This window comes from Aquabacter albus, assembly GCF_040049275.1.
Classification (GTDB): Bacteria; Pseudomonadota; Alphaproteobacteria; order Rhizobiales; family Xanthobacteraceae; genus Aquabacter.
On sequence record NZ_JBDZDT010000011.1, the window covers coordinates 1 to 20,154 of the forward strand.

The window sequence follows — 20,154 nt, forward strand, 5'->3', positions numbered from 1 at the left end:
AGCCCACTCCGCATCGCTCAACCACGTCAGAGCCTTCGCCATTCAAGCCTCCGCTCTCAAGCAGAAGCTTTGAATCAGTAACACAACCAAACCGCAACTCGATTGAGTTCAGACCCTAGGGAGGGGGCACCTCAAGCAGAGCTGAGCTGGGATATCTGGAGGGTGCACCCTTCCCCCTCCCCCAGCTCTCCCCCGCAAGCGGGAGAGGGGGCGCACTGCACCCGTCCCGGAATGCATGGCGATCACCGCCTCCCTTATCTACTGCGCATCATGGGATTGTCTCCGTCATCGTAAAATTGCTATCCTCCACCCTCGATGCTCATTGCCGGCGCGCCAACGCCAGTTCGAGGGACCTTGCTGCTTCGGCACGCAAGACGCCCGCCAAAGCCTCCGGAACAGGGGGCCTTCAGGGGAGGATGTTTTCATGGGGACCAAGGCCCTTTCCATACGCGGCATCCTGCCGGCGCTGCTGGTAATGCTCGCCGCCGGCACGCAAGCTCAGGCCCAGACGGCCGCGCCGCCGACCGAGGCCTATCCGACGCGGGCGATCCGGCTCATCGTCCCCTTCGCCCCCGGCGCCACCACGGACTTCCTCGCCCGCCAGCTCGGCGAAGCCGCCACCAAGGATTGGGGCCAGCCCGTGGTGGTGGACAATCGGGGCGGCGCCGGCGGGCTCATCGGCACCGATCTGATCGCGAAGTCGGCGCCCGACGGCTATACGGTCGGCGTGCTGACGGGCGCGCTCGCCACCTATCCCGTGCTGAACGCGAAGCTGCCGTTCGATCCCGTGAAGGATTTCGAATTCATCTCCATGATCGCCCGCGTGCCCAACGTGCTGGTGGTGACGGACTCCTACCCGGCGAAGACCTTCAAGGAGTTCGTGGAGCTGGCGAAGAAGGATCCCGGCCAGGGCTATGCCTCCTCCGGCACCGGGACCAACACCCATTTCACCGGCGAGATGCTGAAGCTCGCGGCCGGCATCGACCTCCAGCACGTCTCCTACAAGGGCGGCGCCCCGGCTTTGGCGGACCTCGTCGCCGGCCATGTGAAGATCATGATGGCCTCGCTCACAACAGCCGTGCCGCAGATCAAGGCCGGCAAGATCCGCGCTCTGGCGGTGAGCTCGGACGCCCGCTCCAGCGCGGTGCCTGATGTGCCCACCTTCAAGGAGCTGGGCTATCCCGATCTCGTCACCGCCGAATGGTGGGCCCTCATCGGCCCGAAGGGCATGCCGAAGGTCGCGGTGACCATGTGGCGCGAAGAGGTGAAGAAGCTCTCCGGACGCGCCGACATCCCGGAAAAGAGCCCCGGCATCGAGATGCTCTCCTCGACGCCCGAACAGCTCGGCGACACCGTCGTGCGGGAAATCGGGACGTGGAAGGACATCGCTGCCAAGGCGAAGATCGCCCTCGAATAGAAGCAGCCCGCGCGCTCCCTTGCAGTCCTAAAATTGCTTCTATATGAGATCGAGTACGATAATGAGAGATAAGCGCCAGTCCGGCGGGGAGATTTCATGAGACACACCCGCAGGGCCGAACGTTCATGAGCGCGCGTGCAGCCCTCGTGGTGGGCGCCACCGGCGTCACCGGCGCGCCCTTGTGCGAGCAGCTTCTTAACGAGGGATGGCGGGTCAATGCCTTCTCCCGCCGGGTGCCGCAGCTTGCCCCCGGCACGCCGCTGGACGGCCTCTCGCACCTCGCGCTGGATCTCGACGACGTGGCGCGCACCAATGCGGCGCTGGCCGAGCGGCCGGACATCACCCACGTCTTCTATTGCGCGAACTCGCCCTCCGCCGAGGCGCGCAAGGAGATGATCCGCTCGCTGCTGGACGGGCTCGAGAACCTGCCGCGCTTCGCCAACATCAATTTCATCCAGGGGATGAAATATTACGGCTGCCATCTCGGACCCTTCCCCACGCCGGCGAAGGAAACCGACCCGCGCGTACCCGGCTGCGATTTCTATTACACCGAGGAAGACATGATCCAGGCGCGCCAGGACGGCCGCGCCTGGACCTGGACGACGCTCCGGCCCCATTCGGTCTGCGGCACCTCGGCGGGCAACCCCGTCAATGTGGCGAGTGCGCTGGCGGTCTATGCCTCCATGCAGCGCGCCCAGGGCGACACGCTTCCCTTCCCCGGCACGGAGCGCACCTTCCGCACCCTGTTCCAGGTGGCGGATGCCGGCCTCCTGGCACGCGCCGCCATCCATGTCTCCACCATGGAGCGCGGGCGCAACCGGACCTTCAACATCAACAATGGCGACTATTTCCGGTGGGAGAGCCTCTGGCCCGCCATCGCCGCCTTCTTCGGGCTGAAGCCCGGCGCACCGAGCGGGACCTTCCTCACCGAGATCTTCGAGCAGCAGAAGCCGGTCTGGGACGCCCTCGTGCGCGACCACGCTCTCGCGCCCTTCCCCTATGACCGGCTGCCGCGCTGGAGCCTCGGCGAATACCAGGCGCCGAACTCCCGCCTCGCCTGCGAATACGACGTGATCGCCGACACCGTCCGCCTGCGTCAGGCCGGCTTCTGCGAGGCCATGGACAGCGGCGTCATGTTCCAGAAGATCTTCGGGCAATTGAGGGCAGAGCGCCTCATTCCCTGAAGAAGAACAAAAAACAGGGAGGGAAGAATGAAAATCCTGAACACGGTCGCGGCCCTCAGCCTGTCGGCCCTGGCGATGCTCGGCCTCGTGCTACCCGCCGCGGCGCAGACGGCCTATCCCACCCGCGCGGTGCGCATGATCATCCCCTACCCGCCCGGCGGCGGCGCGGATGCGGTGGGCCGCATCGTGGCGCAGGGGCTCACCGAACAGCTGCACCAGCCCTTCGTGGTGGAAAACCGCGGCGGCGCGGGCACCAATATCGGCCTCGACGCCACCGCCAAGGCGATGCCGGACGGCTACACCATCGGCATGGCCACCAGCAACCTCGCCATCAACCCGGCCATCTATCCCAGCATCCCGTTCAACGCCGAGAAGGACTTCGCGGGCATCACCCTGCTCACGAAGGGCCTTTATGTGCTGGTGGTCCACCCCTCCGTGCCGGCGAATACCGTGCAGGAGCTGATCGCGCTGGCGAAGTCGAAGCCCGGCACGCTGAATGCCGCCATTGCCGGCCTCGGCACGCCGGGCCATCTGGCGCTCGCCGAGTTCAACAAGCTCACCGGCGCCGACCTCCTGCCCGTCCCCTATCAGGGCGCGGGGCCGGCCATGACCTCGGTGCTGGGCAACCAGACCCAGGTGCTGTTCATCTCCATGGCCTCCGCCATCGCCAACGTGAAGGCCGGCAAGCTGCGCATGCTGGCGGTCACCAGCGCCAAGCGCTCGCCCGAGCTGCCCGACGTGCCCACCGCCATCGAGGCGGGCCTGAAGGGCCTTGAGATCTACGAATGGTACGGCCTCGTCGGCCCGGCCAAGATGGACCCGGCGCAGATCAACACGATCTATGAGAAGACCAAGCTCGTGCTCGCCCAGCCCGAGGTGCAGCAGCGCATCCAGGCCCTGGGCGCCGAGCCCGCGCCCATGGCGCCGAAGGAGTTCGACGCCTTCATCAAGGAAGAGATCAAGCGCCTCGGCCAGATCGTCCGCGATACCGGCATCAAGGTCGAATAAGGCGATGGGCATCCTTCCCGAAACCGACGGCCCGCTGCCGCACAAGGTGCTCATCACCGGGGCGACGGGCCGGGTGGGCAGCGTGCTCCGGCAGAAGCTCGCCGGCCGCTACGCCGTGCTGCGCATGGCGGACATCGTGCCACTGGAGGCGGGGCCGGGCGAAGAGACCTGCCACCTCGACGTCACTGACCCGGCCTCCATCGAGGCCGCGCTGGAGGGGATCGACTGCGTGGTCCACCTCGCCGGCCAGGCCATCGAGGCGGACTGGGACGCCATCCTCAGCAAGAACATCTCCGGCGTCTACAACCTGTTCGAGGCGGCGCGGCGCAAAGGCGTGGAGCGGGTGGTCTTCACCTCCTCGCACCATGCCATCGGCTTCTACCGGCGCGACGAGATCATCGACAACGAAGTGGCGCCCCGCCCCGACAGCCGCTACGGCGTCAGCAAGGTGTTCGGCGAGGCGCTGGGGCGGCTTTATGCGGACAAATACGGCCTTGCCGTCGCCTGCATCCGCATCGGCGTGGTGCGCCGGAAGCCGGAGGATCTGCGGCATCTCAGCGTGTGGGTGAGCGAGGACGATTTCACCCGCCTCGTCGCCCGCTGCATCGAGGCGCCGCGCTATCATTACCTCATGCTTTACGGCATCTCCGCCAATCCCCGCGCCTTCTGGGAGAATCCGGACGCGGAAAAGATCGGCTATGTGCCACAAGACAGCGCGGAGGATTATGCGGCGGGGCTGGAGGAACGGCCCACCGGAAATGCCGCCGTCACGGAGCTGTTCCAGGGCGGCTATTATTGCGCGGCGGAGTTCGCGGGCGACCCGTCACGGGTGGATTGAGCGGAAGATGATGAACCAGATTGCAAACCCGGCCGCCTTCGGCGCCCCCTCGCACACCATCGAGACCGATGTGGTCATCGTCGGCGCGGGCGCCAGCGGCCTTGCGGCGGCAAGCGAGGCGGCGCGGCTGGGGCTCCACACCATCCTGCTGGAAAAGGCGGATCGCACCGGCGGCATGATGAACTGGTGCGTGGGCACGGTGACGGCGGTGAACACGCCCCACCAGATCGAGGCCGGCATCAAGGACAGCATCGAGGCCCATTTCGAGGATCTCGGCCACCATGCCGGCGCGCTCGCGCCGCGGGACAATCTGAAGCTCCGCCGCATCCTCGTGAACCACACCACCGAGACGGTGGAATGGCTGACCAAGCTCGGCATCGTCTTCACCGGCCCCATGCCGGACCCGCCCCACCGCGAGCCGCGCATGCTCAACGTGGTGCCGAGCAGCGCCTCCTTCGCCTATCACATGGAGCGCGAATGCCGGCGGCACGGGGTGGACATCCGCCTCAACACGAACATCGTGCGCCTCGTGACGGAAGGCGGGCGCGTCGTGGCGGTGGATGCCGAGGCCGGCGGCAAGATCAGCCGCTTTAGGGCCAAGCGCGGGGTGATCCTTGCCACCGGCGACTTCAGCGCCGCCCCCGATTTCAAGCGCGACTTCGCCTCCCCCGCCATGGCGGACGTGGACGGGGTTGCCCCCACCTCCACCGGCGACGGCCACCGCATGGCCATGACGCTGGGCGCGGAAGTGCTGAACGGGGACATCATCCGCGGCCCCATCATGCGCTTCGTGCCGCCGGCGAAGCGAAACTTCATCCAGGACCTGCCGCCTCTGCGCCCCATCGCCCATCTCATCGTGTGGGCCACCAAGACGCTGCCGCAATTCATCCTGCGGCCGTTTTTGATGAAGTTCCTCACCACCGTGCTCGGCCCCTCCCCCGCGCTGTTCAAGGAGGGCGCGGTGCTCGTCAACAAGGCGGGCCAGCGCTTCACCAACGAATTGTCCTCCCCCGCCAAGGACTTCGCCCAGCAGCCGGGCAAGGAAGCCTACATCGTCTTCGACCAGGAGCTGGCGACGAAGTTTTCCGGCTGGCCCTATTTCGTCTCCACCGCGCCGGGCATCGCCTATGCCTATGTGGAGGATTACCGTCGCTGCCGCCCGGACATCTATGCCGAGGGCGCGACACTGGAGGAATTGGCGGGAAAGCTCGGCATGCCGGCGGCGCGCCTTGCCGAGACCATCAAGGCTCACAATGCAGCCGTGGGCGAGGGATTGCCGCAGATCCGCAAGGGGCCGTTCTATGCGCTCGGGCCGGTGCGGACCTATGTGGTCTTCACCGAGGGCGGGCTGCGCATCAGCGAGAAATTCGAAGTGACCGGGGCCGAAGGCGCGCCCATCCCCGGCCTTTATGCGGTGGGCTCCGTGGGCCAGGGCGGCCTGCTGCTGGAAGGCCACGGGCACCATCTGGACTGGGCCTTCATCTCCGGCCGCCTCTGCGCGCGGCAGGTGGCGGGGGCGAGCGTGCCGGCTTAGGCCACGGACTGATCACCAACGCTTCTTGAAGGTCGCGATGCCATCCCCTCTCCCGCTTGCGGGGGAGGGTTAGGGAGGGGGCAATGGTGCGCCCGTTTGGCTGCCCAGCTCCTCCTCTGCTTGACGGCCCCCTCCCCAGCCCTCCCCCGCAAGCGGGAGAGGGAGCGCGTCGCACGGGAAGGGCCGGCAGACCACCTCAGGCCGAGAAATCCGTGGACACGGAGATGTCGTGCCAGTCCCGCAGCAGCGCGTCGGTCTCGGCATTCTTGGCCGTGATCCGGGCCACCGTGTCGCTGCCGAGCGGCAGGCGGACAGGCGGGTTCGGCGTATCGACGAAGGCCACCAGAACCTCGGCGAGCTTCTGCGGATCGCCCGGCTGGGCATGGTTGGCCCCGGCCGCGAAGTCGCGCATGGCGCCGGAGGTCTCGTGATAATCGGCGATCCTGGCGGGGCTCACCGCCAGAGAGCTCTCATCGAGAAAATCCGTGCGGAAGAAGCCCGGCTCGATGGCCGTGACATGAATGCCCAGCGGCCGAAGCTCCATGGCAAGCGACTCGGTCAGCCCCTCCACCGCGAACTTGGTGGAGGCATAGACGCCCCAGCCCTGGAAGCCGGTATAGCCGCCCACGGAGGACATGTTGAGGATGCGGCCCGAGCGCTGGCGGCGCATATGGGGCAGCACGGCGCGGGTGACGGCCAGGAGGCCGAACACATTGGTGCGGTAGAGCGCCTCGATCTCGGACGCGCTCGCCTCTTCCACCGCGCCGAGCAGGCCGTAGCCGGCATTGTTGACCAGCACGTCGATGCGGCCGAACCGCTCCACCGCCGCCTTGGCCGCCGCATGGGCCTGCGCCTCGTTCGTCACGTCGAGCGCCACCGGCAACAGGTTCGGGTGGTCGCCGAATTTGTCGGTGATGGCCTTGGGGTTGCGCGCGGTGGCGACCACCGCATCGCCCTTGGCGAGGGCCTGTTCGGTGATGAGGGCGCCGAAGCCGCGCGAGGCGCCCGTGATGAACCAAGTGCGCATGGAAGGTCTCCTGAAAGCTCCAGGCGGGTGAAGCCCCGCCGCGCTCTGTTGGTAGCCCCTGGCGAATGCTGAGATAATCGTGCAAATTATCTCCGATCTATTGAGCCGTATTCATCAATGCGTGCCATCGACCCGTCCGACCTCGCCACCTTCCTGGCCATCGCCCGGCACAAGAGCTTCCGGCGCGCGGCGGACGAGCTCGGCTGCACGCCCTCCGCCCTGAGCCATGCCTTGCGCACCATGGAGGAGCGCCTGGATGTGCGCCTCGTGAACCGGACCACCCGCAGCGTCGCCCTTACCGAAGCGGGCGAGCGGCTTCATGCGCGCATCGCCCCGGCCTTCCGCGACATCGCCGACGCGCTGGACGACCTCAACAATTTCCGCGACCAGCCCATGGGCGCGCTGCGCATCAATGCGGCCGGCGTCTCGGCGCAACTGGTGCTGCTGCCGCTGGTGACGACCTTCCTTGCCGCCTATCCCGGTGTCTCCGTGGAGATCATCGTGGATAACGGGCTCGTGGACATGGTGGCGGAAGGCTGCGATGCCGGCGTGCGCTTCGGCGAGACCCTCGCGCAGGACATGATCGCCGTGCCCATGGGCCCGCGCCAGCGCACTGCCATCGTCGCGGCGCCCGCTTATTTCGAACGGCACCCCAAGCCCACCCATCCGGAGCAGCTCAAGGGGCTGCCCTGCATCCGCTTCCGCTTCGACAGCGGCCGCTTCTATGCCTGGGAATTCGAGCGCGGCGGGCTTGAGCTCGCCATCGAAGTGGACGGGCCGCTCACCCTCGGAGACCCTGTCCTGATGATCCAGGCAGCGCTGGATGGCGCCGGGCTCTCCTTTGCATTCGAAGCCCAGGTGGCGGCGCTCGTCGCCGAGGGCCGGCTGGTGCGCGTGCTGGAGGATTGGTGCCCCTATTACAGCGGCTTCTACCTCTATTATCCGAGCCGCCGCCAGATCCCCGCCCCGCTGCGCGCCTTCATCGATTTCGTGAAGTCGCAGCGGGTCTGAGCCGGGTTCTCGCCGGAGATGACGCAGCGCCCCAGCGGCTTTGCGGACAGGGCCGGACGAAAGCCGAAAATCCCCTCCAGGGGACGTTGTTCACAGTCGAATTTTGCTGTTCCCTGCCTGCCGGAAACGCAAGGGGCACGAAGGACATCCCATGGATATGCGCAATCTCGGCCGAAGCGGCCTGAAGGTCTCCCGCCTCTGTCTGGGAAGCATGATGTTCGGCGGCCCCACCGACGAGGCGACGGGCGGGCGCATCGTCGCCCGGGCGCGCGAGGCCGGGGTGAATTTCATCGACACGGCGGACGTCTACAATGACGGCCAGTCCGAAGAGGTGGTCGGCCGGCTGACCGCGGACGACCGCAATTCCTGGGTCATCGCCACGAAGGTGGCGAACAGCGTCGCCAGCCAGCCGCATTCCGGTGGCACATCGCGCAGGTGGATCATGCGCGCGGTGGAGGCCAGCCTAAAGCGCCTCAGCACCGACCGCATCGACATCTACTATCTGCACAAGGAAGACCACGACACGCCGCTGGAGGAGACCGTCCACGCCATGGCCGACCTCGTGCGGGCGGGCAAGATCCTCTATTTCGGCGTCTCCAACTACAAATCCTGGCGGGTCGCCGAGATCTGCCGCATCTGCGACGAGATGGGCATCGACCGGCCCGTGGTGAGCCAGCCCTACTACAACGCCATGAACCGCATGCCGGAGGTGGAGCACCTGCCGGCCTGCGGCCATTTCGGGCTCGGCGTCTTCCCCTATTCCCCTCTCGCCCGCGGCGTTCTCACCGGCAAATATTCGGCCGACGCGCCCCCGCCCAACGACACCCGCCTCGCCCGCGGCGACCGGCGCATCATCCAGACCGAGTTCCGGCCCGAATCCCTGGAGCTTGCCGCCCGCCTCAAGGTCCATGCCGAGGCGCGGGGCATCAGGGCGGGCCAGTTCGCGCTGTCCTGGGTGCTCAACAACCGGCTCATCACCGGCGTCGTCGCCGGCCCGCGCACGGAGGCCCATTGGGAGGACTATATCGGCGCCCTCGCCTACAGCTTCACCACCGAGGATGAGGCGCTGGTGGATGGCATGGTCTCACCAGGGCATCCCTCGACCCCCGGCTACAATGACCCCGCTTATCCCATCGAGGGGCGGCCGACGCGCTGACGGGCGCCTAGCGGGGAGGCCCGGCGGGGCGATCCTGCGTGATGAGGCGGGCGCTGCGCTGATAGGTCAGGTAGTTCCAGAGCCAGGCGAAGGCGACGGAGACGCGGTTGCGCGTGCCGATCAGGAAGTAGACGTGCACCGCGCCCCAGAACAGCCAGCCGAGGAAGCCCCTGAGTTCCAGCCTTTTGAGCTTCACCACCGCGGCCCGGCGGCCGATGGTTGCCAGATCGCCTTCGTGCCGATATCGGAACGGCTCTTCCAGGGGCGCTCCTGCGACCCGGCCGGCGATCACGCGCGCAACATACTGGCCCATCTGCTTGGCGGCCGGCGCGATGCCCGGCACGGGCTTGTCCTGCTGGAGCACCCGTGCCGTGTCGCCAATGACGAAGATGTCGGGGTGTCCCGGCACCGAGAGGTCCGGGGCGACCTCGACGCGCCCCGCCCGGTCGGAGCCGGCACCGATCCACTCCGCGGCCGGTGAGGCCACCACACCCGCGGCCCAGATGATGGTCGCGGCGGAAATCCGGCCGTCCTCCAGGTCCACGCCTTCGGCATCGCATTCGATGACGCGCGCCTGCGTCCGCACCTCCACGCCCATCCCTTCGAGGGTGCGGCGGACATAATCGGACAGATGCGCGGGAAAGGAGGGCAGGATGCGCTCGCCGGCCTCCACCAGGATGATCCGCGCCTTTCGCGGGTCGATGTGGTGAAAGTCGAGCGGCAATGCGTGACGGGCCAGTTCGTGGACGGCGCCCGCCATCTCCACGCCGGTGGGGCCTCCGCCGACGATCACGAACGTCATCAGCCTTTGCCGCTCTTCCTCGACGATGCTCAGTTCGGCCCGCTCGAAGGCGAGCAGGAGCCGGCGGCGAATGTCGGTGGCGTCCTCGATGCGCTTGAGGCCCGGCGCCACCGGCCCCCATTCGTCATGGCCGAAATAGGAATGGGTCGCGCCGGTCACGAGAACGAGGAAATCGTAGGGATATTCCATGTCACCCGCGCGCACGCAGCGTTCGCGCGTATCCACGCCCGTCACATCAGCCATGAGAATGGTCATGTTCGCCTGGGATCCGAGGATGCCACGGATGGGCCACGCAACATCCGCGGGCGAGAGCGCCGCCGTCGCCACTTGATAGAGCAGAGGCTGGAAGCAGTGGTGGTTCTGGCGGTCGAGGAGCGTCACGTCGACCGCCGCCCCGCGCAAACCTTTAGCCGCCTCCAGACCACCGAATCCCCCGCCCACGATCACAACGCGAGGACGGGCAGCGACGGTCTGATCATCCATCATGCGATCAGTCTGGCAGCCGTGCGATGAAGTGCAAGTAGCCCTTGGTCTTGCCTGGGCGCAGGCGGAAGGCGAAAGGTAAATCAGAAATGCGAAGCCAGGAGCGCGCCGCGCCCCCGGCTTTCAGGACCAGTCTTCGCAGCCTCAGAGCACTGCGCGCACCATTTCCAGCTTGTTGCGGAACGCCACCAGCGCACCCGGCGCCTTCACGTCCATATCCGACAAAATCAAATCGGCCAGAGCGCCGGCCCGATGCTCGCGCAGGAAGCCTTTTGCCTCCTTGATCGAGCGAATCTCGCGCTCCTCGGTCCCAATCACCATGCGGACGGAAGCGGCGGCAACATTCCTGGAGATCGAGCCCATGGTGGTCTGTTCCTTTTCGTCGCTGCGCGTCGTTCGCGCTGGTCGACAAGGTAAACACCCCGCCAGGCCGTCGGTTCCGTTCCTGAGTACGGCAACGTGAAAAATGGAAGATCTATAAACGCCCCTCCTCCGCCGGCTCGGCGCGGAAGGCGTTGACCGCCCAGTCGATGAAAGCGCGCACGCGGGGCGAGAGCTGCCGGTTGCGCGGATAGAGCAGCGAGACGGGCATGGTGGGCGGCCGCGTCTGCGTCAGCACCTCCACCAGCCGCCCCTGTGCCAAATCCGCCTCCGCATGGAAGCGCGGCACCTGCACGAGGCCGAGACCGAGCTTGGCGGTGGCGAGATAGCTCTCGGTGCCGGTGACCGACATGATGGCCGGCAGCAGCAAGGTGACGAGCCCGCCGTCCACCATGAATTCCATGGGCCGCAGGGTGCCGGTGGTGAGCGAGCGCAGGCCGATCATGCGGTGGCCATCCAGGGCATCGTATCGCTCTGGCACGCCGTGGCGGGCGAAATAATCCGGCGCCGCGCAGGTCAGCCGCTCCAACATGGTGACGCGGCGGGCGATCATGTCGCTGTCGGCGAGAATGCCGAAGCGCAGCACGCAATCGACACCCTCGCGCACGATGTCCACCCAGCGCTCGCTCTCGCTCATGCTCAGCTCGATGTCGGGATAGTCCGCAAAGAAGCCGGGCAGCTTGGGCACGAGGAAGTGGCGGGCCAGCGTGCCCTGGACCTCGATGCGCAGCAGCCCCCTCGGCCGCGCCCCGCCGAACGCGCCTTCCGCATCCTCGATCTCGGCGATCAGCAACTGGCAGCGCCGGTGATAGGCCTCGCCGTCCAGCGTCGGCGCCACGTGCCGCGTGGTGCGCTCCAGGAGCCGCACGCCGAGCCGCGCCTCCAGCTGCTTGATGGCGTCCGTCACCGTGGAGCGGGGCAGCCCCAGGTCCTGCGCCGCCAGCGTGAAGCTTCGCCGCTCCACCACCCGCGTGAAGGTTCGCATGGCGTCGAACCGATCCATCATTGTTCGCCTTTTCCGGACAGTAATGCGGGATCATGCAGGATTATCCGTCTCATCAAAAGGGGCATCTTCCTTTTCACGGAACGCGGACAGGCCGCGGACGAAACGAGGAGAAGAGACATGACTGAGGACAACACCAACAAGGTCGCCATCGTCACCGGCGCCTCCCGCGGCATCGGCGCGGCGGTTGCCGAGCGCCTTGCGGCCGACGGCTTCATCGTCGTCATCAATTACTCGGGCGATGCCGCCCCCGCCGAGGCGCTGGCCCGCAAGATCGAGGGCAAGGGTGGGCGGGCGCTGACCGCCAAGGCGGACGTGTCCGAGGCCCAGGCCGTGCGCGGCATGTTCGAGGCGGCGGAAGCGGCCTTCGGCGGCGTGGACGTGCTGGTCAACAATGCCGGCATCATGAAGCTGGCGCCCCTCGCGGACAGCGACGACGCACTGTTCGACAGCCAGATCGCGGTGAACCTGAAGGGCTCCTTCAACACCATGCGCGAAGCCGCCAAGCGCCTGCGGGCCGGCGGGCGGATCATCAACTTCTCCTCCAGCGTGGTGGGGCTGCTCCAGCCGACCTACGGCGTCTATGCGGCCACCAAGGCGGCCGTGGAGGCCATGACCAGCGTGCTCGCCAAGGAGCTGCGCGGCCGGAACATCACGGTGAATGCCGTGGCGCCCGGCCCCACCGCCACCGACCTGTTCCTGAAGGGCAAGCCCGAAGAGCTGGTGGACCGCATGGCGAAGCTCGCGCCCCTGGAGCGGCTCGGCCAGCCCGCGGACATCGCGGCCACCGTCGCCTTCCTCGCAGGAGCGGACGGCGCCTGGATCAACGGCCAGACCCTGCGCGCCAACGGCGGCATCATCTGAACCTGAACCCATTGAAATCGCTCTGATAGAAGGAATGGACCCATGAACAAGGTCATCGTCGTCACCGGCGCCTCCTCCGGCTTCGGCGCCCTCACCGCCCGGGCTCTCGCCCATGCCGGGCACATTGTCTACGCCACCATGCGCGAGACCACCGGGCGCAACGCGCCCCAGGTGGCCGAGGTGGCGCGCTATGCCGCCGAACACAAGGTGGATCTGCGCACCGTGGAGCTGGACGTCGCCTCCGACACCTCGGTCGAGGCAGGCATCGCAAAGATCATCGCCGACACGGGCCGGCTGGACGTGGTGGTCCACAATGCGGGCCACATGTCCTTCGGCCCGGCGGAAGCCTTCACGCCGGAGCAGTTCGCCCAGCTTTACGACACCAACGTGCTCTCCACCCAGAGGGTGAACCGCGCCGCGCTTCCCCAGCTGCGCAAGCAGGGCAAGGGCCTCGTGGTGTGGGTCTCCTCCTCCTCCAGCCGGGGCGGCACGCCGCCATATCTCTCGCCCTATTTCGCGGCCAAGGCGGCCATGGATTCGCTCGCCGTCTCCTACGCTTCCGAACTGACCCGGTGGGGCATCGAAACCTCCATCATCGTGCCCGGCGCCTTCACCAAGGGCACCAACCACTTCGCCCATTCCGGCGCCCCCGCCGACAAGGCCCGCGCCGCGGAATATGATGCAGGCCCCTATGCCGGCGTGCCGGAGAAGGCCTTGAAGGGCCTCGCGGCCCTGGAGCCTGCCGATGCCGACGTGGCTGAGGTGGCCCGGGCCATCGTGAAGGTGGTGGACCTGCCCCACGGCAAGCGCCCGTTCCGCGTCCATATCGACCCGTCCGAAGACGGCGCGGAGATCGTCAACGGCGTCGCCGATCGGGTGCGCACCGAGCTGTTCCGCCGGATCGGCCTGGAGGACCTGCTCTCCCCCCACATGGGCTGATCGCCCGATAAAGAAGGTTGCCAGGGACAGGCTGGAGGCGCAGTTTTGTGCCCCCAGTCTGCGAGAAGGTCTGAACATGGCCGAACGCCTGATCAGCGACATTGGCGGCCTGCCCGCCGGCGAGGTGCCCCGCGAGGAGATGACCCAGCTCTATTGGGAAAAGCTCCTGATCGCGATGTTCAACGTGCTCAGCGCCAAGGGGCTGGTCAATCTCGACGAGTTCCGGCGGGCGGTGGAGGAGATGCCCCCCGAGGCCTATGCCAAGGCGAGCTTCTATAACCGGCGGCTCGACTGCATCACCGATGTGCTGGTGGAGAAGGGCATCATCGACCGGGACGAGCTGGAAAGCCGCGCCGCCGAGATCCTGAAATTAGGCACGCGCGACCATGTGCGCTGAGACCACCCGCTACGCGCCCGGCGCGCGCGTGCGCATCGTCGATCTCGGCAAGCCCGGCCATGTGCGCACCCCCTTTTATGTGCGCAACAAGGTGGGCGTCATCCATGAGGTGTGCGGCGACTTCGAGAACCCCGAGGAGCGCGCCTATGGCCGGGTCGGTGGCGGGCGCATCCCCCTCTACCGCGTCCGCTTCAGCCAGCGCGAGCTTTGGGACGACTATGCCGGCCCCGCGCAGGACAGCCTCGTGATCGAGATCTACAGCCACTGGCTGAGCCTGGCCTGACAGGAGCCGTCCCCATGAGCCACGACGATCATGACCATGATCACGACCATGAGCACCATCATGGCGAGGGTCATGCGCCACATCCCACCCGCGAGGACGACGATGTCGCGCTGTCCCCCGGCGAGGCCAAGTTCCTCGCCTTGAAGGGCATGCTGGTGGAGAAGGGCATCCTCACCGGCGACGAGATCATGCGCCGGCTCGAGATCAACAGCCGCGGCACGCCCCACCAGGGCGCCCGCATGGTGGCCCGCGCCTGGCTGGACCCCGCCTTCAAGGCCCGCATGATGGCCGACCCCAAGGCCGCCGCCCGCGAACTGGACATCGCGGTGACCGAGGCCAAGCTGGTGGTGATCGAGAACACGCCTGAGCAGCACAATCTCGTGGTCTGCACCTTGTGCTCCTGCTATCCGCGCTCGCTGCTGGGCGAGCCGCCGGCCTGGTATGTGAGCAAGGCCTACCGCTCCCGCGCGGTGCGCGAGCCGCGCAAGGTGCTGCACGAATTCGGCCTCGATTTCCCGGAAACCGTGGAGGTCCGCGTCCACGACAGCAATGCGGACCTGCGCTACATGATCATGCCGCTGCGCCCGGAAGGCACCGAGGGGCTGGGCGAGGAGGCGCTCGCCGCCCTCATCTCCCGCGACAGCCTGGTGGGTGCCGCCTTGCCGGAAGCGGAGCGTCCGGCCTAAGAGAACTTCCCAAAGGGTTGGGGAGTGATCGTGGGCGCCTTCATACTTGCCATCGACCAAGGCACGACCTCCTCCCGCGCCATTCTCTTCGGCGCGGACATGTCCATCGCCGCCGTGGCGCAGGAAGAGGTGCCGCAGCACTTCCCCGCTTCCGGCTGGGTGGAGCAGGAAGGCGCCGACATCTGGGCGACCACCCTCGCCACCTGCCGCGCCGTGCTGGAGCGCGCCGGTGGCGCGGAAAAGGTGGCGGCCATCGGCATCGCCAACCAGCGGGAAACCACCCTCATCTGGGACCGCGCCACGGGCGAGCCCATCCACCGCGCCATCGTCTGGCAGGACCGGCGCACCGCGGAGCTGTGCGCCCGCCTGCGGGACGAGGGGCGCGAGCCTTTGCTGACAGCGCGCACGGGCCTCCTGTTCGACCCCTATTTCTCCGCCACCAAGATCGCCTGGATGCTGGACAACGTGCCCGGAGCACGGGCGCGGGCGGAGCGCGGGGAACTGGCCTTCGGCACCGTGGACAGCTTCCTGCTCTATCGCCTCACCGGCGGGCGCCGGCACGCCACCGACGCCACGAACGCCTCGCGCACGCTCCTGTTCGACATCCATCGCGGCGAATGGGACGAGGATCTCCTGCGCCTGTTCGGCGTGCCCCGCGCTCTGCTGCCCGACGTTCAGGACTGCGCCGGCGATTTCGGGGAGACGGACCCTTCCCTGTTCGGCCGCGCCATCCCCATTCGCGGCATCGCCGGAGACCAGCAGGCGGCCGTGGTGGGGCAGGCCTGCTTCGCGCCGGGCATGCTGAAGGCCACCTACGGCACCGGCTGCTTCGCGCTGCTCAATACCGGCTCGGAACCTGTGGCCTCGAAGAACAAGCTCCTCACCACCATCGCCTATCAGCTCGGCGGCAAGCGCACCTATGCACTGGAGGGCTCCATCTTCGTGGCCGGCGCGGCAGTGCAATGGCTGCGCGACGGGCTCGGCGTGATCAAGCATGCGAGCGAATCCGACGCGCTCGCCGCGAGGGCCGACCCGGCGCAGGACGTGCTCCTCATCCCCGCCTTCGTGGGGCTCAGCGTCCCTTACTGGAACCCCACCGTGCGGGGCGCCCTGTTCGGCCTCACCCGCGCCACCGGCCCGGCGGAACTCGCCCGCGCCGCCTTGGAGAGCGTCTGCTTCCAGACCGCCGACATGATCGACGCCATGCACGCCGACTGGCCCCAGCCCCCCGGCTCGGACATGGTGCTGCGAGTGGACGGCGGCATGACCGCCTCCGAATACACCATGCAACGCCTCGCCGACCTCCTGTGCGCCCCGGTGGACCGGCCCGCGGTGAAGGAGGCGACGGCTCTGGGCGCCGCCTATCTCGCCGGCCTCGCCTCCGGCCTCTATCCCGCGCCGGAAGTGTTCGCCGCCGACTGGAAGCGCGAGCGCCGCTTCACGCCGCAGATGGATGGCGCGGTGCGAGCGGCGCGGATGAAGCAGTGGCGGGATGCGGTGGCGCGGCTGACCCACACGCCGTGAGGTTTCGGCTGGGCGCGAGGTCCGTTTGCCGAGTGGACCGCTTGCGATCCATCCCGGCCATTGGCGGCAGGCCGTCGCGACATCGGGAAACGACCCGTTGCGGGAGATCGTTTGCCCCGGCATCGCGGACGGATGAACAGATTCCAGGATCGGAAGCCACATGACGAGCGACGATGTGCTGAAAGCGTTCGGTCCTGAGATCTGGATTGCGCAGGGGCCAACTGTCACGGCGGCGGCCGGCTTTCATTACCCCACGCGCATGGCCGTCATCCGATTGACGGGTGGCGGTCTCTTCATCTGGTCACCAATCCAGCTCTCGGACAGCCTTCGCGCGCAGGTGAGTGCCCTGGGCGATGTGCACTACCTTGCCCCGCCCAATTCGCTTCATCACGTCTTCCTGGGCGAATGGCAGAAAGCCTATCCCGACGCCAGGACCTATGCGCCGCCGGGCTTGCGAGACAAGCGCTGGGACATTCGGTTTGACGGCGATTTCGATGGACCGCCGATCGCGGATTGGATGGAGGATCTCGATCTTGCCATCATGCGCGGCAATCTCATCACGACCGAGGTGGTGTTTTTTCACCGCAGGAGCTGCACGGTCCTGTTCACCGATCTCGTCCAGCAGTTCCGTCCAGGATGGTTCAAGGGCTGGCGAGCCATCGTTGCGCGGTTGGATCTCATGACTGGCGTCGAAGCCGCGGTGCCGCGTAAGTTCCGCATCGCCTTTGCGGACCGGCGCGCTGCACGCGCTGCGCTTCACCCAATTCTGACTTGGCCCGCCGAGAATGTGCTTATGGCCCACGGCGACCCCGTCATCGGCAAGGGCCGGGAATTCATACGCCGTGCTTTCCACTGGCTGATATGACCGCTTCCGACCCACTCCCACCGTTCGGCGGACTGTCACGGACGGGCCGATCCGAACATACGAGCTGAAGCGGCCGCATCGGATCGCGGACTTCGCCCGCGATCCGATGCGGCCTTTGCTCGATCCAGCTGCCCTATTGCTTGATCTCGGGCTCGACGAGCCGTGCCAGGCTTTGCAGCGATTCCTGCCAGCCGAGATAGCAAGCCTCCGGCGGAATGACGTCCGGGATGCCGGCCTGCACGATATCCACTTCGGTGCCGACCGAGACCCTCTTCAGGATCACGGTCACATCCATCTCGCCGGGCAGGTTGGGATCATCGAACTTGTCCGTGTAACACAGGCGTTCGTTCGGGACGAGCTCGAGATATTCCCCACCAAACGCATGGCTGCCTCCGGTCGTGAAGTTCCGGAAGGACATCTTGAACGTCCCGCCGACTTTCGGCTCCAGATGATGCACGGTGCAGGTAAAGCCGTTGGGCGGAAGCCATTTCGCGAGCGCATCCGCCTCGGTGAAGGCGCGATAGACTTTCTCCGGGCTGGTGGCCAGGACGCGGTGCAGACGTACGGTGCTGGGCATGCTCGTTATCCTCGTGAAATATCGATCCACGCCCCGAGGACGAACGAGGCTCTACCAACCCGACACGGAATCTCGGATTTCTTGAACGTGCCGGCAGCGGCCCATCGAGCCCGCTGCCGGCGTTACTGCCCACCCAGGCCTTAATGGCCTCAGGGTGATCGCATCAATTGGCGGCGAAGCAATAGAATAGCCCGGCGCCGCCGGTGCTTTTCAGGGCATCCTGGCTGCAGCCGCCGCGCGAGAGGTGCGACGTGTTCCAGGATTTCGCGGGCGGCGTGTCGTCGAGCCCCCTGCGATCATGGTGGCCGAGCATCACCGCACCCTCGGTACCGCTCTTGGTGTAATTGCCGCAGGTCCGATCCTCGCCCGGAGGGAATGCCGTGCCGTCGGCCTGCGAGCCCGTCAGCATGTCGTGCGTGTTCGGGCTATCACCGCTGCCGTTGACGACCTCACCCTTCTCATTGAGCGCGGTCTGCTTCGTGAGGTTCGCCGCGGCGCCCTGCAGGTCCGCGACGTTGGTGGCGATCACCACGCCCTTGGCATTGCGCCATGGACCGGCGCCGATGCGATCACGCGCATTGACGGCCGCCGCCCCGCCAACGGCTTGCGTGGACAGATAGGCCCGCCACGTCTTGCCACCGGCACCCACCGCCTGGGCGAGGCGCTGGCAGATCGCATCCGCGCCTGCGAGCCCCCCAAGATCCGCCCCCTTGCCGGAGCCGGCGCTCGTGACGAAAAAGGACATATCGGCTGTCTGGGCTTGAGCAGCGCTCGCGGCGAGCGCCAGCAGCCCGGCGGCGGCAAGCGTGACACATTTCGTGCGCATCGTTTGGGTCTCCCGTCGTTTCCTGCCTTCTTGGGTGCGTCCCCGCCCGGTTGGTCCTCCATACCCGGCGGCCGGCCCAGGATGACGTTAGCATACCCCCACTCCAAGCGCGGAATCGCCGTCCGGCTTGAGGGGCACGTGGGCCGCTTTGGACGCTTGCCTGGACGTCCGCGAGACGTTCCCGGAGGACGTGTCCGAGCCTTCGGATGGGTGGGGTAGAAAATAGACACCACGCCATCGCAGGGAAGAGCGCTTCCAGCGGCCGGAACAAGTTGTGAGCGCGGCCGTTCAGCTACACGCCTCGCTCTCACATCGGAACGCCGATGAAAATCTCACGCCTTTCTGCTTGCTCGCTTGCGATTTTCTTCGCTCTCGGCGGGCCGGTTCTTGCGCTCACGGCCAACGACATCAACCAGGCAACCTTCAGCGGCGACACCCGCAAGGATGCGAAGAAGGACGCCAAGAAGGACGCCAGGAAGCCGGATGCCCTCATCGTGAAAGTGCAGGTTCTGCTAAGCCGGCGCAGCATCTCGCCCGGCGAGATCGATGGGACGGACGGAGAGAATTATCGCAAGGCCGTCGCCCAGTTTCGCCGGCAGAACAATCTCGGCGAGGGTGACACGGTCGACGAGCAGACCTGGATTGCGCTCGGCGGTCCATCGGCCGGCGAAATCATGACGGAATATACGCTGTCCAAGAAGGACGCCTCCGCCCATCTGCCCCGCAGGATTCCGCACGATTATGCGAAGCAGGCCAGGATGAAGCGGCTTGATTATACGAGCACGCAAGAAATGCTCGCCGAGCGCTTCCACATGAGCAAGACGCTTCTCGTGGCGCTGAATCCGCAGGCAAAATTCCGCAGGACGGGCGAGCGGATCGTGGTCGCATCGGTCGACCGCAGGGTGCCAAAAGCTCAGGTGGACCGGATCGAGGCCGTCAAGAATACCGGGATGGTCGTGGTCTACGGCGCGGGAGACATGATCCTCGCGAGCTATCCCGCCACGATCGGCAGCGGCGACACGCCCTCGCCCGAGGGCGAATACACAGTCAAGCGGATCGCGCACAATCCCCCTTACGAATACGATCCGGAGAAGAACTTTCAGCAGGGGCGCAACAAGAAGAAGCTCGTCCTCGCGCCGGGGCCCAACAATCCGGTGGGCACGGTGTGGATCGCCCTCTCAAAGCCGACCTTCGGCATCCACGGAACGCCCGAACCCTCTCAGGTCAGCAAGACCTCGTCCCATGGCTGCGTGCGGCTGACGAACTGGGATGCCGAAGCGCTCGCCGACATGGTGAAGCCGGGTGTTCGGATGCGGTTCGTGAACTAGCCATGAGACGACCCAAACGGT

At 66.7% G+C, this 20,154-nt stretch carries 21 protein-coding genes; 15 read left to right on the plus strand and 6 right to left on the minus strand.

Annotated features, from left to right (window positions below):
• Positions 1–424: 424 nt before the first annotated feature.
• The 5 genes from ABLE91_RS24345 to ABLE91_RS24365 all read left to right on the plus strand — a co-directional run bounded on the left by ABLE91_RS24345 (position 425) and on the right by ABLE91_RS24365 (position 5,981).
• A complete protein-coding gene (locus ABLE91_RS24345; RefSeq protein ID WP_348935067.1) occupies positions 425–1,417 on the plus strand; it encodes a Bug family tripartite tricarboxylate transporter substrate binding protein in 993 nt (330 codons plus the stop codon).
• 125 nt (positions 1,418–1,542) lie between these two features.
• Positions 1,543–2,601, plus strand: coding sequence for an SDR family oxidoreductase (locus tag ABLE91_RS24350; protein WP_348935069.1), 1,059 nt, complete (start codon positions 1,543–1,545; stop codon positions 2,599–2,601).
• Between the two features lie 27 nt (positions 2,602–2,628).
• Positions 2,629–3,609, plus strand: coding sequence for a Bug family tripartite tricarboxylate transporter substrate binding protein (locus ABLE91_RS24355; protein WP_348935070.1), 981 nt, complete (start codon positions 2,629–2,631; stop codon positions 3,607–3,609).
• A gap of 4 nt (positions 3,610–3,613) precedes the next feature.
• Positions 3,614–4,447 carry an NAD-dependent epimerase/dehydratase family protein gene (locus ABLE91_RS24360; RefSeq protein ID WP_348935071.1) on the plus strand — a complete coding sequence of 278 codons (834 nt, stop codon included), beginning with the start codon at positions 3,614–3,616 and terminating at the stop codon, positions 4,445–4,447.
• 10 nt (positions 4,448–4,457) lie between these two features.
• The gene (locus tag ABLE91_RS24365; RefSeq protein ID WP_348935073.1) at positions 4,458–5,981 is read left to right on the plus strand and encodes an FAD-dependent oxidoreductase; all 1,524 of its coding nucleotides are present in this window, start codon (positions 4,458–4,460) and stop codon (positions 5,979–5,981) included.
• Between the two features lie 196 nt (positions 5,982–6,177).
• Here ABLE91_RS24365 and ABLE91_RS24370 read toward each other — a convergent pair whose 3' ends face one another.
• Entirely contained in the window at positions 6,178–7,008 is an 831-nt protein-coding gene (locus ABLE91_RS24370) for an oxidoreductase (RefSeq protein WP_348935075.1), read from the minus strand.
• A gap of 117 nt (positions 7,009–7,125) precedes the next feature.
• Between ABLE91_RS24370 and ABLE91_RS24375 the strand changes: the two genes are divergently transcribed.
• A complete protein-coding gene (locus tag ABLE91_RS24375; RefSeq protein ID WP_348935077.1) occupies positions 7,126–8,019 on the plus strand; it encodes a LysR family transcriptional regulator in 894 nt (297 codons plus the stop codon).
• Between the two features lie 151 nt (positions 8,020–8,170).
• Positions 8,171–9,175, plus strand: coding sequence for an aldo/keto reductase (locus ABLE91_RS24380; protein ID WP_348935079.1), 1,005 nt, complete (start codon positions 8,171–8,173; stop codon positions 9,173–9,175).
• A gap of 7 nt (positions 9,176–9,182) precedes the next feature.
• Here ABLE91_RS24380 and ABLE91_RS24385 read toward each other — a convergent pair whose 3' ends face one another.
• The 3 genes from ABLE91_RS24385 to ABLE91_RS24395 form a co-directional block, all read right to left on the minus strand.
• Positions 9,183–10,460, minus strand: coding sequence for an NAD(P)/FAD-dependent oxidoreductase (locus ABLE91_RS24385; protein ID WP_348935081.1), 1,278 nt, complete (start codon positions 10,458–10,460; stop codon positions 9,183–9,185).
• A 144-nt stretch (positions 10,461–10,604) separates the two neighbouring features.
• Positions 10,605–10,823 carry a hypothetical protein gene (locus ABLE91_RS24390; protein WP_348935083.1) on the minus strand — a complete coding sequence of 73 codons (219 nt, stop codon included), beginning with the start codon at positions 10,821–10,823 and terminating at the stop codon, positions 10,605–10,607.
• Between the two features lie 112 nt (positions 10,824–10,935).
• Complete coding sequence (locus ABLE91_RS24395; RefSeq protein ID WP_348935085.1) at positions 10,936–11,844, minus strand: LysR family transcriptional regulator; 909 nt, start codon at positions 11,842–11,844, stop codon at positions 10,936–10,938.
• A gap of 120 nt (positions 11,845–11,964) precedes the next feature.
• Here ABLE91_RS24395 and ABLE91_RS24400 point away from each other — a divergent pair, with 120 nt between their 5' ends.
• The 7 genes from ABLE91_RS24400 (at position 11,965) to ABLE91_RS24430 (ending at position 17,402) form a co-directional block, all read left to right on the plus strand.
• Positions 11,965–12,708: an SDR family oxidoreductase gene (locus ABLE91_RS24400; protein ID WP_348935087.1), complete on the plus strand. Its 744-nt coding sequence runs from the start codon at positions 11,965–11,967 to the stop codon at positions 12,706–12,708.
• Positions 12,709–12,750: 42 nt separating this feature from the next.
• Positions 12,751–13,647 (plus strand): SDR family oxidoreductase, encoded by an 897-nt coding sequence (locus ABLE91_RS24405; protein ID WP_348935089.1) that lies wholly within the window; start codon positions 12,751–12,753, stop codon positions 13,645–13,647.
• A gap of 76 nt (positions 13,648–13,723) precedes the next feature.
• Entirely contained in the window at positions 13,724–14,044 is a 321-nt protein-coding gene (locus ABLE91_RS24410; protein ID WP_348935091.1) for a nitrile hydratase, read from the plus strand.
• Positions 14,034–14,327 carry an SH3-like domain-containing protein gene (locus ABLE91_RS24415; protein WP_348935093.1) on the plus strand — a complete coding sequence of 98 codons (294 nt, stop codon included), beginning with the start codon at positions 14,034–14,036 and terminating at the stop codon, positions 14,325–14,327. Before ABLE91_RS24410 ends, ABLE91_RS24415 begins: the two co-directional genes overlap by 11 nt.
• Positions 14,328–14,341: 14 nt before the next feature.
• A complete protein-coding gene (locus ABLE91_RS24420; protein WP_348935095.1) occupies positions 14,342–15,013 on the plus strand; it encodes a nitrile hydratase subunit alpha in 672 nt (223 codons plus the stop codon).
• A gap of 30 nt (positions 15,014–15,043) precedes the next feature.
• Positions 15,044–16,537 (plus strand): glycerol kinase GlpK, encoded by a 1,494-nt coding sequence (gene glpK / locus ABLE91_RS24425; protein WP_348935096.1) that lies wholly within the window; start codon positions 15,044–15,046, stop codon positions 16,535–16,537.
• A gap of 160 nt (positions 16,538–16,697) precedes the next feature.
• Positions 16,698–17,402, plus strand: a complete 705-nt coding sequence (locus ABLE91_RS24430; RefSeq protein WP_348935098.1) for a DUF4336 domain-containing protein — start codon at positions 16,698–16,700, stop codon at positions 17,400–17,402.
• Positions 17,403–17,535: 133 nt separating this feature from the next.
• Here the strand turns inward: ABLE91_RS24430 and ABLE91_RS24435 are convergent, their stop codons facing one another.
• Positions 17,536–17,979, minus strand: a complete 444-nt coding sequence (locus tag ABLE91_RS24435) for an SRPBCC family protein (protein ID WP_348935100.1) — start codon at positions 17,977–17,979, stop codon at positions 17,536–17,538.
• Positions 17,980–18,142: 163 nt separating this feature from the next.
• A complete protein-coding gene (locus ABLE91_RS24440) occupies positions 18,143–18,805 on the minus strand; it encodes a hypothetical protein (protein ID WP_348935101.1) in 663 nt (220 codons plus the stop codon).
• A 323-nt stretch (positions 18,806–19,128) separates the two neighbouring features.
• On the opposite strand from ABLE91_RS24440, the gene ABLE91_RS24445 reads away from it, so the two are divergent.
• Positions 19,129–20,133, plus strand: coding sequence for a L,D-transpeptidase family protein (locus ABLE91_RS24445; protein ID WP_348935103.1), 1,005 nt, complete (start codon positions 19,129–19,131; stop codon positions 20,131–20,133).
• The last annotated feature ends 21 nt before the right edge of the window (positions 20,134–20,154 follow it).